The organism is Alteromonas confluentis, from assembly GCF_001757105.1.
GTDB classification, from domain to species: Bacteria; Pseudomonadota; Gammaproteobacteria; order Enterobacterales; family Alteromonadaceae; genus Alteromonas; species Alteromonas confluentis.
The window spans coordinates 20,189-37,718 of sequence record NZ_MDHN01000015.1 but is presented as its reverse complement, the minus strand read 5'-3'; the positions used below and the strand labels follow the sequence as shown (position 1 = coordinate 37,718).

16 protein-coding genes are annotated in these 17,530 nt (G+C 48.3%); 10 read left to right on the top strand and 6 right to left on the bottom strand.

Annotation, left to right across the window (positions count from 1 at the left end; genetic code table 11):
• Positions 1-14: 14 nt before the first annotated feature.
• Positions 15-1,691 (top strand): chloride channel protein, encoded by a 1,677-nt coding sequence (locus BFC18_RS07180; protein ID WP_070124769.1) that lies wholly within the window; start codon positions 15-17, stop codon positions 1,689-1,691.
• Positions 1,692-1,705: 14 nt separating this feature from the next.
• Positions 1,706-2,131, top strand: coding sequence for a protoporphyrinogen oxidase HemJ (hemJ, locus tag BFC18_RS07175; RefSeq protein ID WP_070124767.1), 426 nt, complete (start codon positions 1,706-1,708; stop codon positions 2,129-2,131).
• A 254-nt stretch (positions 2,132-2,385) separates the two neighbouring features.
• Here hemJ and BFC18_RS07170 read toward each other — a convergent pair whose 3' ends face one another.
• On the bottom strand, positions 2,386-3,069 hold the full coding sequence (locus BFC18_RS07170) for a UPF0149 family protein (protein WP_070124765.1): 684 nt from the start codon (positions 3,067-3,069) through the stop codon (positions 2,386-2,388).
• 86 nt (positions 3,070-3,155) lie between these two features.
• On the opposite strand from BFC18_RS07170, the gene BFC18_RS07165 reads away from it, so the two are divergent.
• Positions 3,156-4,352: an Nramp family divalent metal transporter gene (locus BFC18_RS07165; protein WP_070124763.1), complete on the top strand. Its 1,197-nt coding sequence runs from the start codon at positions 3,156-3,158 to the stop codon at positions 4,350-4,352.
• A gap of 36 nt (positions 4,353-4,388) precedes the next feature.
• On the opposite strand, the gene BFC18_RS07160 is transcribed toward BFC18_RS07165, so the two are convergent.
• From BFC18_RS07160 to typA, 3 genes are all read right to left on the bottom strand, one after another.
• Positions 4,389-5,543 (bottom strand): MalY/PatB family protein, encoded by a 1,155-nt coding sequence (locus BFC18_RS07160; RefSeq protein ID WP_070124761.1) that lies wholly within the window; start codon positions 5,541-5,543, stop codon positions 4,389-4,391.
• A gap of 90 nt (positions 5,544-5,633) precedes the next feature.
• Positions 5,634-6,008: a response regulator gene (locus BFC18_RS07155; RefSeq protein WP_070124759.1), complete on the bottom strand. Its 375-nt coding sequence runs from the start codon at positions 6,006-6,008 to the stop codon at positions 5,634-5,636.
• A 116-nt stretch (positions 6,009-6,124) separates the two neighbouring features.
• A complete protein-coding gene (gene typA / locus BFC18_RS07150) occupies positions 6,125-7,948 on the bottom strand; it encodes a translational GTPase TypA (protein ID WP_070124758.1) in 1,824 nt (607 codons plus the stop codon).
• A 570-nt stretch (positions 7,949-8,518) separates the two neighbouring features.
• Here typA and glnA point away from each other — a divergent pair.
• The 4 genes from glnA to glnG all read left to right on the top strand — a co-directional run bounded on the left by glnA (position 8,519) and on the right by glnG (position 13,163).
• Positions 8,519-9,928 (top strand): glutamate--ammonia ligase, encoded by a 1,410-nt coding sequence (gene glnA, locus BFC18_RS07145; protein ID WP_070124756.1) that lies wholly within the window; start codon positions 8,519-8,521, stop codon positions 9,926-9,928.
• 106 nt (positions 9,929-10,034) lie between these two features.
• The gene (locus BFC18_RS07140) at positions 10,035-10,541 is read left to right on the top strand and encodes a DUF4124 domain-containing protein (RefSeq protein WP_070124754.1); all 507 of its coding nucleotides are present in this window, start codon (positions 10,035-10,037) and stop codon (positions 10,539-10,541) included.
• A 128-nt stretch (positions 10,542-10,669) separates the two neighbouring features.
• Entirely contained in the window at positions 10,670-11,755 is a 1,086-nt protein-coding gene (glnL, locus tag BFC18_RS07135) for a nitrogen regulation protein NR(II) (RefSeq protein ID WP_070124753.1), read from the top strand.
• Positions 11,748-13,163 carry a nitrogen regulation protein NR(I) gene (gene glnG, locus BFC18_RS07130; protein ID WP_070124751.1) on the top strand — a complete coding sequence of 472 codons (1,416 nt, stop codon included), beginning with the start codon at positions 11,748-11,750 and terminating at the stop codon, positions 13,161-13,163. The genes glnL and glnG overlap by 8 nt, the downstream gene beginning before the upstream one ends.
• A gap of 108 nt (positions 13,164-13,271) precedes the next feature.
• Here the strand turns inward: glnG and BFC18_RS07125 are convergent, their stop codons facing one another.
• A complete protein-coding gene (locus BFC18_RS07125) occupies positions 13,272-14,423 on the bottom strand; it encodes an HD domain-containing phosphohydrolase (protein WP_070124749.1) in 1,152 nt (383 codons plus the stop codon).
• Between the two features lie 193 nt (positions 14,424-14,616).
• On the opposite strand from BFC18_RS07125, the gene BFC18_RS07120 reads away from it, so the two are divergent.
• Both BFC18_RS07120 and rraB read left to right on the top strand, forming a co-directional pair.
• Positions 14,617-15,345 (top strand): 1-acylglycerol-3-phosphate O-acyltransferase, encoded by a 729-nt coding sequence (locus BFC18_RS07120; protein ID WP_070124748.1) that lies wholly within the window; start codon positions 14,617-14,619, stop codon positions 15,343-15,345.
• A 54-nt stretch (positions 15,346-15,399) separates the two neighbouring features.
• The gene (gene rraB / locus BFC18_RS07115; RefSeq protein ID WP_070124747.1) at positions 15,400-15,780 is read left to right on the top strand and encodes a ribonuclease E inhibitor RraB; all 381 of its coding nucleotides are present in this window, start codon (positions 15,400-15,402) and stop codon (positions 15,778-15,780) included.
• A gap of 49 nt (positions 15,781-15,829) precedes the next feature.
• On the opposite strand, the gene bla is transcribed toward rraB, so the two are convergent.
• The gene (bla, locus tag BFC18_RS07110) at positions 15,830-16,468 is read right to left on the bottom strand and encodes a subclass B1 metallo-beta-lactamase (RefSeq protein WP_083272954.1); all 639 of its coding nucleotides are present in this window, start codon (positions 16,466-16,468) and stop codon (positions 15,830-15,832) included.
• A gap of 250 nt (positions 16,469-16,718) precedes the next feature.
• On the opposite strand from bla, the gene BFC18_RS07105 reads away from it, so the two are divergent.
• Positions 16,719-17,453 carry a choice-of-anchor H family protein gene (locus tag BFC18_RS07105; protein WP_070124743.1) on the top strand — a complete coding sequence of 245 codons (735 nt, stop codon included), beginning with the start codon at positions 16,719-16,721 and terminating at the stop codon, positions 17,451-17,453.
• Positions 17,454-17,530: the final 77 nt, after the last annotated feature.

Sequence of the window (17,530 nt, the reverse complement as noted above, 5' to 3'; positions counted from 1 at the left end):
GATAAGCCACATAAATGCAACTTTCAGCCCTCAGACAGGAATTAGCCCACCCCAGAACATCGGTTCAGGTTTGTTTATTGGGTATCGTCGGCGGACTTATCGCAGCAGGCCTCATCATTCTCTTCCGGCTTTGTGTCGAGTGGGTGCAAGAAAGTGCACTGGGCTGGCTCACACAAGTTCTACCGCACCCGTGGCTCATTTGGTTTGTTATGCCCGTGGGTGCCGTGCTTTGTATTCTCGCCATCGCTTATATTACCGGATTCCGTCATTATCGCTTGGGTATACCGTTCGTTATACACCGGGTTAAACATCACTATGGCCTCATTCCTTTTCGTACTACGGTAAATCAATTTTTTGGTGGCATGCTGGCATTAGCAGGTGGCTTTGTGGTGGGCCGAGAAGGGCCATCCGTGCATTTAGGCGCGTTTGGCAGTAGTTTTGTTGGGCAACAGCTAAACCTTCCCTATAACAGTATTCGTATTCTTGCTGGCTGTGGCATTGCGGCGGGCATATCAGCCTCCTTCAATACCCCCTTTGCAGCCGTTATTTTTGTCATGGAAGTGGTGCTCAGAGAATACAAAATTCATATCTTCGTGCCGGTTATGCTGGCTGCCGCTATCGGTTCTGTGCTTACCCGAATGGTTTTTGGCGAAATCAATGAACTCTCCTTCCTGGCCATCGCTGCCTTTGATGAATGGATGTATTTCTATTTCATTCTGTTCGGTATCGCGTTGGGCGGCCTGGCCACCTTATTCAATACGCAGCTCATGCGGGTAATGCAGTTTTTCCGCCCGGTAAACATGGGGCTGCGGCTCTTGCTTGCAGCGGTAATTACCGGCGCAGTAGGTACCTTTCTACCTGAGAGTCTTGGCTCCAGTTTTGCTAATGTGGACCACCTGTTTCACACGCACCCGGGCACACTATTACTGCTGTCTATCCTAGCAGCCAAGTTGGTTCTGGCTATTTTCGCCATTGGGCTTGGTGTGCCTGGCGGTATTATCGGCCCGGTAATGGTAATTGGTATGCTGGCGGGCGCGGTACTGCTTATGCCGCTGCAGTCGTTAGTCGATGTCGATGAGTACACCAGTAGTTTCGCCTTGCTCGGTGTGGCGGGTATGCTCACAGCTGTATTACACGCACCGCTAGCGGCCTTGTCAGCGGTGATGGAGTTATCGTATAGCCCGGAAATTATTCTCCCCGCTATGCTGGTAATAGTACCCGCCTACGTTACCGCCACCCAGTTTCTCGGCAACCGTTCTATTTTTATTCGTCAGCTCGATTACCAGAATCTCCCCTACGCAGTGACCTCCATTCGTGAAGCGCTGGAAAAGACCGGTGTGCTCGCCGCCATGACCACCGAATACAAATTGTTTCTGGATGCGCCGGAACAGGTTATTGAGAATTACCTGTCCGAAAACCCGACCTACATTGTGGTACAAAAGACCCGCACGGAATTGGATGTAAGCTACAAGCTGGTACAATACGACGTAAGCTTAGACCACAATGCGCATCCATTAAGCTACTTTGCCCTTGAGGGCGTTAGTAGCCAGGCGACATTGCATGAAGTCTATGAAAAACTAAAAAATGGCCGTAATGGTGCGGTATACATTTATGACCAGTCTGAAAAGGAAATTAAAGGTGTAATTACCTGGAACATCCTTCAGACCTTCCTGCTTCGCGTTCAATACTAAACACAGAGACCAAAATGATTTTGTGGTTAAAAGCCCTTCACATCTTTTTTATGGTGGCCTGGTTCGCCGGTATATTCTATCTGCCTCGCCTATTCGTGTATCACGCAGAGGCGACGGAACAAAATGTTCGTGATCAGTTTAAAATTATGGAACGAAGACTCTGGTTCTTTGTCACACCTTTTGCAGTACTCACGCTGGTATTTGGTCTCGCACTCATCCACGTTTACGGTATGGCCTGGTTTAAAGCTTCTGGATGGCTGCACCTAAAACTACTCTTGGTACTTGCCATTTACGGATATCACTTCTATCTATATAAACTGGTAAAGCAATTCGCACGGGATGAAAACACCCGTTCATCGAAGTTTTACCGTTTTTTGAACGAAGCCCCCGTACTCGTTTTATTAAGTATTGTGATCCTTGCGGTGGTAAAGCCGTTTTAAGCTTCAGACAGCGCGGCCAGCTGATTAAAGGAAGTAGTGAGCTGACGTAAATAATTTTGTCCACGGGGAAATGACATGGATGTGAGTAACGAACACCTGAAACTGTTAATAGAGAGAACGGATCAGGCCTTTCAAGCCCTGCTAAAAGAACCTGATTCTGATGAACTCAGTGATGCCTATGAATTAGCGCGCGGCGAACTGAATAATTATGTCAGCTCTGTTCGACATAATATGTCTCAGCGGCAGCGCTAACATTACTTCCCTTCAGCCGGATCATTAGCAGCACCAACAGGTTGCGTAAATGATTCAAACTGATTCGGCAGCACTGCCGAGAGCTCTCCAGCAATAGTCACATATTCTTTCGCCAAAGACGGCAGTTGATCAGCGAGTTTTGGCAAATTTTCTGTTAGCTGTTCCCGTTGGTCCTCAGACCGTTTCTGCAATGCCAACTCTACATTCGCCAATGTTGAAAAGAGCTTGAGGCACCGGGTTAAACGCCGGGCTGGATCTTCACTTTTCTGAACACCTTTGTCCTGCTCGGGATGCTGCTGAGCCAACAACCAGGCATCTTGCCAAACTGGCTCCATCTGGCTGTGCGCACTGAGTAATCCAGTAAGCCATTCAGACAGGGCAAGTCGCTCTGCAACTTCTGCGTTCCATACACATTCATCCGGCACTAACTTTCCACCTTCCCGCATAACCTGCAGTTCCTGCCGTAATCCATCCATTAGCCCTTCGGCAAGTTGATCAAACGGCGTATTGTCTGCTGGCCGACTATCCTGCCTTATTAACCAGGGCATCCAGCTTTCCGGCATAGGAATTTCCGGGCAAGCTGCTACAGCAAAAATAAATCCGCGACAATACATCTGGCTGGGTAACAAACAACTGAATTCAGGCTGGATAAATAATTGCTGAAAGCTTGTGGAGCGCGTTGGCATTAGATGGCAAACCTATGATTGGGAAGCAAGAATGGTTATGCTGACTATCAATACTATAACAATAACATGTAAACAGGGGATGCAGTATGGCTGCAGATAAATCAGGATATATTGTCGCCGCGGCTTTTATCGGACCTGGAACGGTGACCACTGCCAGTATAGCGGGGGCAGACTTTGGCTTTCACTTGGTTTGGGCACTACTTTTTTCTGTCGTCGCCACCATGGTGCTACAAGATATGGCAGCACGGCTCGGGCTGGGTACCGGCCGTGGACTTTCTGATGCCTTACTCACTCTCACCCAAAGCAGACCACTACGCTTTATCGCTGCGGCACTGATCATTTCTGCCATTGGTATTGGCAACGCCGCATACGAATCTGGGAATCTTACCGGTGCCGCCATTGGATTAAATGCGATTGTGGACATAGGCACACCCTCCTGGGCTATTACGCTGGGTGTACTCGCCGCACTGTTGCTTGTTACCGGTAAATATAAGTTGATTGAATCGGTATTGGTTGGCCTTGTCGCGCTAATGGCGCTGGTGTTCATTGTTACCCTGATTTTTGCTTCACCAGACTGGTCGGCGATGGGTAAACAACTTGTGTCGCCACGCCTTGATAGCGATACCATTACCATGGTGCTCGCGCTCATTGGCACCACGATTGTTCCCTACAATCTGTTTCTGCATGCCAGCCTGGTAGCTAACCAGCACAAAGCAACCGAAGACAGCGATATCTTGCAGGCCTGTCGCAGGCAATCCGTTACAGCCATTGGTGCGGGCGGTCTGATTACGCTGGTGATAGTTGCCACCGCCATGACCGCGTTTTATGGCAAGCCTGAAGCACTGGATGCGGGCAACATGGGAACGCAGCTAGCGCCGGTACTTGGCGAGTATGCGCAATGGTTCTTTGCAGCCGGGTTATTTGCAGCCGGACTCACCAGTGCGATTACCGCTCCGCTAGCGGCCGCTTATGCGGTTTGTGGTGCATTAGGTAAAAATACCGACATGAAAGGCGGATTATTCCGTTTAGTCTGGCTAACAGTGATTATCTGCGGTGTGGTAATCGCCAGTATCGGTGTAAAACCGCTGTTGGCCATTCTGTTTGCCCAGGCCACAAACGGGCTCCTGCTGCCCATCATTGCCGTATTCCTGCTGGTCGTTATGAATAAAGGTGCGCTGCCCGCCGCATACAGAAACAGCACGATGAGCAACCTTATCGGTGCTGCAATCGTACTGTTTGTTGTTTGCCTTGGCCTCTACAAACTAGCAAAACTTTTTGTTTAGACAGGCTTGTAGTAAAGCTGGTAAGTGCGGAGCTGGCTATTCTTCCGCAGGAACTGAATCGCCAGCCAATCGTGCAAGAATATCTTCCAGCATACTGCGGCTACAAGCAAAGTTAATGCGGAAGTGATCGGCAGCGTGGAAATCAGCACCAGGCGACGGACCAACGCCCCGGCTTTCAGCCCATTGCTGTACGTTTGGCACATTCAGGCCACTGGCATCAATCCATGCAAGAAATGTGGCTTGTGACTTATGTACTTTCAGGCCAGGGATAGCATTGATCTTTTCCACCAGCAAAGCCTGGTTGCCGCGCAGATATTCCAATAATTCTGCATGCCAGTCATCACACTGGGTAAAGGCCGCCTCTGTAGCCGCCAGCCCCATCAGAGTGACCCATGGCATATGACCGGCTGCAGATTGAACAAACTGCTGACGAAGTTTTCGGTCAGGAATAATCGCAAAGGACGTTCCTAAACCAGCCACATTGAAGGTTTTACTGGCCGCCATCAATGTAATACTGATATCTTTTAAGGCCTCTTCACGGCCTGCTGGAATGTGCTTAACGGACTCGTCCAGAATGAGATCGCAGTGAATTTCATCACTGCACAGTTTCACATCGTTTTGCAGACAGATTTCAGCAACCTTATCAATCTCGGCCTGACTGAGCACACTGCCCACCGGATTCATCGGATTACATAGAATAAGCAGCTTACATTTCGGATCGGCGGCCTGGGTTTCCAGTTCAGCAAAATCGATGGTCGGTCTACCATCAACTACCACCGTGCCAATATCGACTCGCTCCATACCGTTGATCTTGGGGGCTGCTAACAGCGGAGGATAATTAGGTGTCTGTACCATCACCTTGTCACCCGGCTTACAATTGGCCTTAATCGCAATGTTAAAAGCAGGCACAACACCTGGTGTCCACACCAGCCAGTCGGCATCGATTTCCCAGTCATGCTTGTCTTTCAGCCAACGCACCACGGCTTCAATAGCAGTTGTATATCCAGCAGGTAATTCATAGCCCATAATGCCGTGTTCAACCTTGGCGGCCAGTGCATCTAGAATAGCCGGCGCACATCGAAATTCGGTATCTGCAATCCAGGCAGGAATGATGTCCCGCCCTTTATATTTTTGCCACTTGTATGAATAGGTTTCCTGACGGGAAGGCGTATCGTCAAAATTGAAAGGCACGTGAAAATTCCTGTAAAGCAGATTAAAGATAGCGCGCTAATGCGCGTAACCCCTGAAGTAAGGTAACACTACAACGATTAGGACTGGTCTTCAATCCACCAGTTGCTTCACTTTCTGAATAAGATGTTCTGTTTCGAAAGGTTTGGCTAAAAAGGTGGTTGCGCCGCCCTTTTTCGCGGCCATGACTGTATCGCGGGTCGCTTCTCCCGTTAACAGCACAAACGGGGTTTGCAGCCCCTTTTCGCGACAGGCTTTTAACAGTTCCAGGCCATTATACTGCGGCATATTTTGGTCACTAATGATAAGCGATAGATTATCCGGTGATTGGTTAATCAGAAAATCGTAAGCCATTTCACTACGGCTAAACGCTATCACGTTGGCTTGAAGCCCGTCTTCCAGGGCAAAGGTAATGATGTCGAGTGTAATAGTGTCGTCATCGACTACCACAATGGTGTACTTCGCCAAACTAAACTCCGTTTGTTTTTTGTTGAGGATAATTCTTTCTGTAGCGGAAGAAAACTGTGCTTTGGACGAAAAAAAAGCGCCATAAAGGCGCTTTTTTATAATACATCAACTTACACTTACTTTGCACGACCTGCACGTTTACGGTCGTTCTCAGTCAGCAGTTTCTTACGAATACGGATGCTTACCGGTGTAACTTCTACCAGTTCATCGTCATCGATAAATTCCAGCGCCTGCTCAAGAGACATCTTCACAGGTGGAACCAGTGTTTGCGCTTCATCAGTACCTGATGCACGAACGTTTGTCAGCTGCTTACCTTTCAGGGCGTTTACTGTCAGGTCGTTGTCACGGCTGTGAATACCGATGATCATACCTTCATAAACTTCAACACCGTGACCGATGAACAGACGACCGCGTTCCTGCAGGTTAAACAGGGCGTTAGTCAGTGCTTTACCCATTGCGTTTGCAATCAGTACACCGTTCTTACGCTTACCGATAGTACCGCCTTTGTGCGGACCGTAATGGTCGAACGTGTGGTACAACAGACCAGAGCCTGAAGTCATAGTCATAAACTCAGTCTGGAAACCAATCAGACCACGGCTTGGAATAACGAAGTCCATACGGATACGGCCTTTACCATCCGGGTTCATGTCACGCATTTCTGCTTTACGCAGACCAAGCTGTTCCATGATTGAACCCTGGTGCTCGTCTTCACAGTCGATAGTCAGCGTTTCAAACGGTTCCTGCAGCTCGCCGTCTACTTCTTTCAGGATTACTTCCGGACGTGATACTGCCAGCTCGTAACCTTCACGACGCATATTTTCAATCAGGATACCTAAGTGCAGTTCACCACGGCCTGATACGCGGAATTTATCCGGGTCAGCCGTTTCTTCAACACGCAGTGCTACGTTGTGTACCAGCTCGTCTTGCAGACGCTCAAGGATGTTACGTGACGTCACGTACTTACCTTCTTTACCAGCAAACGGAGACGTGTTTACCTGGAAGGTCATGGTTACTGTTGGTTCATCAACAGTCAGCGGCGGTAACGCTTCAACCGTGTTTACATCACACACGGTGTCAGAGATTTTCAGTTCGCCCAGACCGGTGATTGCGATGATGTCGCCCGCACTTGCAGATTCAACTTCGTGACGCTCAAGGCCTAAATAACCCAGCACCTGACCGACTTTACCGTTACGCTTCTTACCGTCGGCACCAACAACAGTCACCTGTTGGTTCATCTTCACGCTACCGCGCTTAACACGGCCAACACCGATAACACCTACATAAGAGTTATAGTCCAGCTGAGAAATCTGCATCTGGAATGCACCGGCAGGGTCTGCATTTGGCGCTTCAACCTGATCCACGATTAACTGGAACAGTGGCGTCATGTCTTCGCCTTTGGTGTCTGCATCCATTGATGCCCAACCGTTTAGAGCTGATGCATAAATAACCTGGAAGTCTAACTGTTCGTCAGTCGCACCTAAGTTATCGAACAGGTCGAATACCTGATCCATTACCCAATCAGGGCGAGCACCAGGCTTATCGATTTTGTTGATAACAACGATTGGCTTCAGGCCCTGAGCAAACGCTTTCTGGGTTACGAAGCGAGTTTGAGGCATAGGACCTTCCTGCGCATCAACCAGCAGCAGTACAGAGTCAGCCATCGACATTACACGCTCTACCTCACCACCGAAGTCGGCGTGTCCAGGAGTGTCAACGATGTTGATGCGGTAATCATTCCAATTAATGGCGGTGTTTTTCGCCAGGATGGTAATACCACGCTCTTTCTCGATGTCGTTAGAGTCCATTACCCGTTCCTGGGCTTCGCCACGGCTTTCCAGCGTACCGGATTGCTGTAATAGTTTGTCAACCAGAGTCGTTTTACCATGGTCAACGTGCGCGATAATCGCGATATTGCGTAATTTATTAATATCAGTGGTCATTGGGTCAAAGCCTTGGAAATCAGCGTTGCAGATGGTTGGAAAACATCAGGCAGATTTGATTGCTAAAACGGAATAGTAAAATGTGCGCGGATTGTACAGAAAATCCCTGCGCATTGCGCAGTTTTTTTTAGTTTTCTTTATGACATTTTCACGAAAGCGATTCGGATCTAAATTATTCCGATGTTTTATCGTTACGGGTACTAGTATCCGCGATTGCTTTGTTCTAGTCTAGTTGCGGTTCTGTTCATCATCAAATAACTGTTCTTATTTACGTGTTCTCCCGTCTTCATTTATTTACATCCCGTTGTGAAGGTTGTCGGTAAAACACAAGTTTTGACAGGGGTGATGTCACAGAACAGGTTGAAATGATGAAGCGCCACAATTGCACCAAAACAGAACCATTTCGCACCATAACGGTGCATTTGCATTTGTGAATTTATCTGCTACGCCCTGCTAAGCCGCATTCTGGTGCTTAACTACAGCTGGCATGAAAATAGCTTCAGAAATTCCCAATTATTTTGGAGTGAAATTGTTCATTCCACTTTTTAGTATAATAATCCGGAGGACACGATGTCAGTAGAAAAGGCATTAGAGCTCATCAAAGAAAGCGAAGCAAAATTCGTAGATTTACGCTTTACCGACACTAAAGGTAAAGAGCAACACGTTTCGATTCCTGCAGGTTTAATCGACGATGAGTTCTTCGAAGAAGGTAAAATGTTTGATGGTTCTTCAATTTCTGGTTGGAAACACATCAACGAATCAGACATGATCCTGATGCCAGATGCAGAATCTGTTGTTGTTGACCCGTTTGCTGAAGAAACGCAAGTTAACATCCGTTGTGACATCGTAGAGCCAGCGACTATGGAAGGTTACGACCGTGACCCTCGCTCTGTAGCACGCCGCGCTGAAGAGTTTCTGAAGTCTACTGGTATCGGTGACACTGCATTCTTCGGTCCTGAGCCAGAATTCTTCCTGTTCGACGACGTTAAATTCCACACTGATATGGCGGGTTCTTTCTTCAAGATCGATTCTGCTGAAGCAAAATGGAATTCAGGCGCAGACTTCGAAGGTGGTAACCTTGCTCACCGTCCAGGCGTGAAAGGCGGTTACTTCCCAGTTCCTCCAGTAGATTCTGCACACGATATCCGTGGTGCAATGTGTCTGGTAATGGAAGAAATGGGTCTGGTAGTTGAAGCTCACCACCACGAAGTTGCAACTGCTGGTCAGAACGAAATCGCTTGTGCTTTCAACACGCTGGTTAAAAAAGCTGACGAAGTTCAAATCTATAAGTATGTTGTTCACAACGTGGCAAATGCATACGGTCAGTCTGCGACCTTCATGCCTAAGCCTCTGGTTGGCGACAACGGTTCTGGTATGCACGTTCACCAATCAATCGCTAAAGATGGCAAAAACATCTTCGCGGGTGACAAGTACGCTGGTATGTCTGAAGAAGCACTGTACTACATCGGCGGTATCATTAAGCACGCTCGCGCGATCAATGCTTTCACTAACGCTTCTACTAACTCTTACAAGCGTCTGGTACCAGGCTTCGAAGCACCGGTAATGCTGGCATACTCTGCACGTAACCGTTCTGCTTCAATCCGTATTCCTTACGTAACTAGCGATAAAGCGCGTCGTATCGAAGTACGTTTCCCTGACCCAACGGGTAACCCTTACCTGGGCTTCACTGCAATGCTGATGGCTGGTCTTGACGGTATCATCAACAAGATCCACCCTGGCGATTCAATGGATAAAGATCTGTACGATCTGCCTCCTGAAGAAGCTGCAGAAATCCCAACTGTTGCTAGCTCACTGGAAATGGCTCTGGAAGCGCTGGACAACGACCGTGAATTCCTGAAAGCCGGTGGCGTTATGACCGACGACATGATCGATGCATACATCGGCCTGAAGTCAGAAGAAGTAACTACCCTGAACATGTCTACTCACCCTGTTGAGTTTGACATGTACTACAGCGTGTAATTACACACCTGAAGTTACAGAATTAGAAGAAGCCCGCATCAGCGGGCTTTTTTTTGTTCACAGCTTTGGCTAGACTGAACCAAGACTTTACCAGGACGTATTCGCCATGAAATATTTTGTAATGCTGTTATTGCTGTCGGCGCAGACTGCCAGCGCGCAGACCATTTATAAAATAGTCAAAAAAGATGGCACCGTACTTTACACTGATGTGCCTCAAGACGGCGCAGAAGCATTGGAGCTGGCGGGAAACACCGACAATGTGGCAACCAGCTTACCCGTACCTGATGTGCAAGTTCCCCCAAAGGAAGCACCTAAACCTAACTATCAGGTCACCATCACGTCGCCACAACCTGAAGCCACCATTCGTGATAATCAAGGCAACTTTTCCATTTCAGCTTCTACCACACCTACGTTTAAAGGTCGCTATCGTTTGACCTTCGACGGCCAGGCGCTGCGTATGAACAGCAGTGGCCAATTCAGGCTCACCGGCATCAATCGAGGCGCCCATACTTATCATATCGATATTATTGATAATACAGGCAAGACTCTTGCATCTTCCCCTCAACAGACGCTTTATCTACACCAGGCATCGGTGCTGATAAATACTAACTAGCGTTCTATGCTGGCGCAGCCAGCGCACCATGCGGGTTCAACGTAATTATTTTTTTAACCGTGCCTGCACCTTTTGATAACGATAAACTATAATGCACCACAAAGGTGCAATGAAAGGATTGGTCGGCCATGTTAGCCACCGAATATGAAACTAGCCATTTATTAAACACCCTCAACACTGCGCTGGTGATGGTGAATGAAAAGCTGCAAATCGTTTATACGAATCACGCCGGTGAAGCCCTATTTGAAACCGGTTTTAAGCAGTTGTGTGGTCACAAGCTCTCTGATTTCTTCGCACCCAATGCCATTAATGATGCCCGATTGCGTGCAGCCATTCGCAAAGGGGAAGACTTCACAGAAAATGATTTTCGCTTGTGCTTTAAAGATGGTCGAAATGTACTGTCTGACCTCACCGTTACTAATTTGAATACTGAGCACGGTCCGGCGCTGATGTTTGAAGTGCGCCGGATCGATCAGCAGCGTCGTATCTCCCGTGAAAATCAGCAAAATGCCCAACACGACGCCGCGCGAGAACTCATTCGAGGCCTCGCCCATGAAATTAAAAATCCCTTGGGGGGCATTCGTGGTGCAGCCCAGCTATTAGAAAAAGAACTGACAAACCCCGATCACACCGAATTCACGCAAATGATTGTTGAGCAATCAGACCGGTTACGTAACCTGGTCGACCGCTTGCTTGGCCCTAATTCTTTGCCGCGGTTGGAATGGAGCAACTTGCACCAGGCACTTGAAAAAGTGCGAAGTCTGATGAAGATGGATTCCGATAATCCCATCACCATTATTCGTGATTACGACCCAAGCATTCCCGACCTGATGGTCGACCAGGATATGGTGCAGCAGTCGGTTCTGAATATTTTGCGCAACAGCGTTCAGGCACTTACCGAGGCGAAAACTCCGCAGCCGCAGATTCGCCTGGTCACCCGGGTCGACCGGCAAATGACCATCTTAGGAAAACGCCATTCTCTGGTTGCGAAAATTCAGATTATCGATAACGGTCCAGGCATTCCCCCAGACATAAAAGACACGCTGTTTTATCCCATGGTAAGCAGTAAACAGAACGGCAGTGGCCTTGGCTTGTCTATCGCACAAACTTTAATTAACCATCATGGCGGAAAAATCGAAGTGGACAGTCATCCTGGTCGCACCGAATTCACGCTATACCTCCCAGTTCCCAAAAAGGAGTCGGAACATGAATAACGAGTCCGTTTGGATAGTAGACGACGATAGCTCCATTCGATGGGTTTTGCAGAAAGCCTTGCAAGCCGCAAATATCGCTTGTCTGAGTTTTGAAAATCCTGAAGATTTGCTGCTGCAGTTGCAGAGCGGCCAAAGTCCAGAGGTCATCGTATCTGACATCCGCATGCCACAGATGGATGGTATGACACTGCTTCGTGAAGTGCACGACGTTGACCCACTCATCCCGGTTATCATCATGACGGCCCACTCCGACCTGGATAGTGCAGTAAATGCTTATCAGAGTGGTGCATTCGAATATTTACCCAAGCCTTTTGATATCGATGAGGCTGTTACGCTGACTCAGCGTGCTATTGCCCATGCTCGCGAGCAAAGCCGTCAAAATCAGGCTCCTCAGGACGAGGTTGTCACTGAAATTATTGGCGAAGCACCGGCCATGCAGGAAGTTTTCCGTGCAATAGGCCGTTTATCCCGTTCATCTATCAGCGTGTTAATTAATGGCCAATCTGGTACAGGTAAAGAACTGGTTGCCCATGCGTTGCACCGCCATAGCCCTCGTGCTGCCAATCCATTTATCGCCTTAAACATGGCGGCGATTCCAGCAGACCTGGTGGAATCTGAATTGTTCGGTCATGAGAAAGGTGCATTTACCGGTGCCCAGGCGGCACGTCAGGGACGCTTCGAACAAGCCGACGGCGGTACGCTGTTTCTTGATGAAATTGGTGATATGCCCTTAGACGTGCAAACCCGTTTGCTCCGGGTATTGGCAGATGGTCAGTTTTATCGCGTAGGCGGGCACCAGTCGGTATCAGTTGACGTTCGCATCATTGCCGCGACTCACCAAAACTTAGAAAAGCGCGTGGCTGAGGGTAAATTCCGTGAAGATTTATTCCACCGTCTGAATGTCATTCGTATTCATATTCCGTCGCTCAACGAACGACGTGAAGACATTCCGCTATTGGCTCGCCACTTCCTCCGTCGGGCAGCGAAAGAGCTTGATGTAGAAGCCAAAATCTTAAGCAAAGAAGCCGAGAAAGTGATGACTCAGCTTGCCTGGCCAGGTAACGTGCGCCAATTGGAAAACGTCTGTCGTTGGCTAACCGTAATGGCAAGCGGCCAGGAAGTGCTACCCAATGATCTGCCACCAGAAATTCACTCTGAGGGCACCGCTGAGAAAGGCACCACGGCAGCGATTGGCGAATGGCCGGAATTGTTGGCTAAATGGACTGATGCCCAATTGCGTGACGGTCATTTCAACATTCTGAACGATGCCATGCTTACGTTTGAGAAAATCATGCTGGAGCGTGCGCTGAGTTATACCCACGGTCACAAGCAAGATGCAGCCAAACGTTTAGGTTGGGGGCGAAACACCCTCACCCGCAAGCTGAAAGAACTGGACGTAAACGGCTAATACAGAAACCAGAGACGAAAAAAAAAGCCCGCAGCAAATACATGCTGCGGGCTTTTTTGTATAGTCACTTTTTGATGCCGTGTTTTTCTGTTGCAGTCTTCGGCGGTATTACTTGGTTAACAGACTCGTCATCACCTGGTTGAAATGCCGCACCCATTTCGCACTGAACTGCCCTTTCGCCATGCGATTAATCTCGATAACCGCGTCTTTCTTCGGCATTCTATTTTCCTGATTATGCGACCGCGCATGCGTCATCGCATCGTAGGTATCCAGAATTGCCAGCAACTTGGCCCCATCACAAATATCGTCTTCTTTTAATCCTAACGGATAACCACTGCCGTCTACACGCTCATGATGCTGCATCACTATTTTACGGGCGTGGTCCCATTGATCCAAATGCTCCAGCAGTCGCGAGCTTTTATACACATGAGATCGCATTAAATTAAATTCTGAATCGCTGTAGGGCTCGGTCTTGTTGAGCAAATGAAGTGGCATAAATGCCATGCCAAAATCGTGTACGTAGCAGGCCACAGACAACTGCTCATCGTCAATAGGATTACCCGCGGCATGGTTGACATACAATGCTAACTTGGCGATGCGATCTCCCCGCCCTGCCCAATAGTTCGAGCGGTGCTCAATGGTTTGCATCAAATCACGGAAGAACAGCATGTCTTCACGTTTTTCTTTGCTAACCGTTTTAAGAATTCCCGTATTCGCTACCGTAGCGGGTGCTTTCGCAGCACTTGGCTTATCCTCAACAACAGCTTCTTCCGGTTGTTCAGAAGCGATATCGAGATCAGGATTAAGCAGTAATACCGCATCAGCCAGGAGTTTGTCGTGTTCAGCTAAATTTTCAGGTGTGACTCGCGTTATCGCCAGTACCAGTTGCTCATGAAGGTGGTCGTCGTATTCGGCTTTGCCATCGCTCATCACTTCCATAACGAAGCTTTTCACCCGGTCCATCGTAAGCAATACCAGATCGCTCATAATACTGGTGTAGTTAACCTGCCCTTTACGCAGGTAGTCTAGCAAATCTTCGACGTGCTGTAACAGCGGAATCATCGGCCCGAAGTTTACCAGCCCAAGATCCCCCTTGATGGTATGAATCGAGCGAAACAGGCTTCTCTGCAACTCGTTATCTTCCGGACGCAACTCAAGTTCAATAAGCGTTTGCTCACTGGACTCGTATAACTCGTTAATCTCCTCCATGAGATCACTTAAGATATCTTCCTCTAGCTCTTCCGGTGTGAACGTCTGCATTTTATCTCTGTGTAGAATTAAACCCTTACTTAATTTATATCACCACAATAGCAGTTTCGCTAATTCCACTCGCTAGACTTTTGGATAAGTGACCGCTTGATTAAGCAAACTCAACGATAAAATCACTGATCGGATAACTGAAGCCTGCACGATCCCGTATACTTCGCCGCAAAATTATAAAACAGGAAAAATCGTGTTAGCTATTCTTCGCGTCATCGCGCTTTTAATCGGCTTTGTGTTGGTTAATCTGGTTGTCTTTGTTGTCTGTGTGCTGCGCCCATTTCATAAAAACAACGTTCATTTCGGCGGTAATGCCTACGCGCTTCTGTCTCGCATTGTCGGACTAAAAGTGATTGTCAGAAAAAGTGAAGAAGTGAAAGCTGATACACCCTACGTGTTCATCGCTAATCACCAGAACAGCTACGACATCATTACCATTTGTAAAGCCGCACTGCCTGGGGTCGTGACCATTGGTAAGAAAAGTCTGAAATGGATCCCACTATTCGGCCAGATTTACTGGCTGTCTGGTAACATCATGATCGACCGTAAAAACAGCGGCAAGGCGCGGGATACCCTTAAAATTGCGGGTGAGAAAATTCGCAGTAAAGGTACCTCGGTGTGGGTATTTCCAGAAGGAACACGAAGCTACGGCCGCGGTATTTTACCGTTTAAAAGTGGCGCATTCTGGTTGGCCAAAGCCGTGAAGGTGCCGATTGTGATGGTTACGGCCAGTAGTACTCACGATAAAGTGAAGTGGAATCGTTGGAATAACGGTGTCGTACTGGTGGATATCGACGCGCCCGTTGAGATGGGGCCAGAACATTCAGCGAAAGGCTGGACTGAGCATTTCGAGCAGCAGATGAAAGAAAAACTCATCGCGCTGGATCAGGAAGTGGCGCAAATTGAATCCGCAAAGAGATAGCATCCTGACGCAGGGTTAATTACACTAGCGCTAATTTACTTGTTGAGAGAAAACATGAATCAGTTTGACGAGCGCGAAGAATGGTACGAGTTTAACCAGGAGACCATCGAGGCACTGCTGGAAGATGGTAGTCAGGCCGATGCCGTTTACACCATTGAGCATCACTTAGCTTCCAGTGATTTTGATATTCTGGAAAAAGCAGCGGTAGACGCATTCAAAGCAGGGTTTGAAGTGTCTGATGCGGAAGAACTGATGCTCGATGACGGCGGCACCATTTTCTGTTTCGATGCCATTGTAGAACGAAAGCTCGATCAAGATGCCCTGAACAACGACTCTGATACGTTGCTGAAAATTGCCGATAAGCACAATGTGCACTACGACGGTTGGGGCACTTACTTCATGCCCCGCGAAGGCGAGCACGAGCTCAACGATTAATCCTTCGCATAATCAGTACACGCCTAAACCGACTTATTTAGTCGGTTTTTTATTGTCTGGTGAGCGACAGAGTGTGAATTAACAGTCCGGCATCACCGGGCTCACCATGGCCGGGTAAAACAAGGGTGGCAGCGTTCCCGTAACGGGCCAGCACCTTTTGCACTGACGGTCCCCACTGCTGTAAATCCGCATCGCCAGTATAACCCAGCGTTTGCGTTTCAGCGCCGCGGATAAGGCACCCGCCGACAAGAATATTGGCTTCTTCTAGCCAAACTACACTGTTATCTGCTGCATGGCCCTTACCGGGATAAAACACTTCGATGCCAGGAGCCAGTACAAAAACCTCTTCGGTAATACTGTGCGATGCCAACGGTCGCTGATTGTGCTGAAGGAATTCGTTCGTCATTGCCGATGCATACGTCGCCACAGCATTTTCGTTGAGCACGCCGATCCCGGCTGTTCTGTCTTCATGCCAATGACTTGAGAATGACTGGGTTACCGGCATTCCCCGCGCTTTCGCCCACGTCAATAGTTGTCGTGTTTCTTCCGGCGTCCACGGCGTATCAATTATACTGCTGCCTTGCTCAGACAAAACAATCACACCGTTTGATTCAACCAACCCGAAACCTTCCACCGCCTTGTAGGAAACATGAAGCCACACGTTGTCAGACAGCTGCTTGAGCTGCATTCCCCCCGTTGCCTTGGCCGCTGCAGGCAGATGAGTTGCACATAAGATAAGGCTACAGAACAGATATTTTGCTAGTTGCAATGGACGCTCGCTTTTAATCACAAGGAGAATTATTCAACTGTTATATCAGTGATAGTACCCAGCCCGCCATGCTTTTCTGAACGGTTCGGTTAAGGGTTGTTTCAGCATTCGTTCAGCTTCAGAACGCCAGACTGTAAAGCATAGTCAGGCACACATGAGAGGAAAGATGATGCTGAAACTAACGAACCGGATTGTAAAAATGCCTTTGGCCACCTTGGTTACTTTAAGTGCCCTACTCGCCGCGCCCGCCTTTGCCGAGTCACAGGAACGTGTCAGCAATGCAAAGGAGTTTCAATTTGGCGAAGCCCATGTTCCTGTTGATGACAAGAAGCTGATAAAAAACCAATCTCTATCTTCGACTGCCAGCGTGACTAAAAGCAGTAAGAAGCGCAGCGCCATCACCTCTGTGGTTAATTCTGACTTCTGGATATATGACGCCTGGATAGAAACCTACAACGATACGGATTACGACGGGTATGCATCGACATTGAGTGTACATATTGATGTCGACACTATTTACGGTGAAGCGCCGGTTTTTGCGGTATTGTATTTAGGTGACGCCGAACAATTTTATGAAGTCCATGACTCTTCGGTTTTCTATATTTATGGCGACAGCACTACCGATGAATTCGTGATCGAGACCGACCTGATTTCTGGCTACCGGCCTTTTGATTATGACATCATGATTGAGATTTATGACGCGACGACTAATGAGCTGGTGGCCATTGCCGATCACACCACAGATGCAGACCTTTCCTATGTGCCTCTGGAAAGTGACAACTACGATGTGGTGATTGTGGAACAAGAAACCGTGGTTGAAGTCAGGGAGTATGGCGGCGCCCTCTATTGGCCCATTCTCACGGGCTTATTTGGCCTGGCACTATGGCGCAGAATGCGCCCTTAAACAAAACCATAAATATAAAAGACCGGCTTCGTCCAGTCTTTTGCTGTACATTGGCGAAATACGGGTTTAGGTGTCAC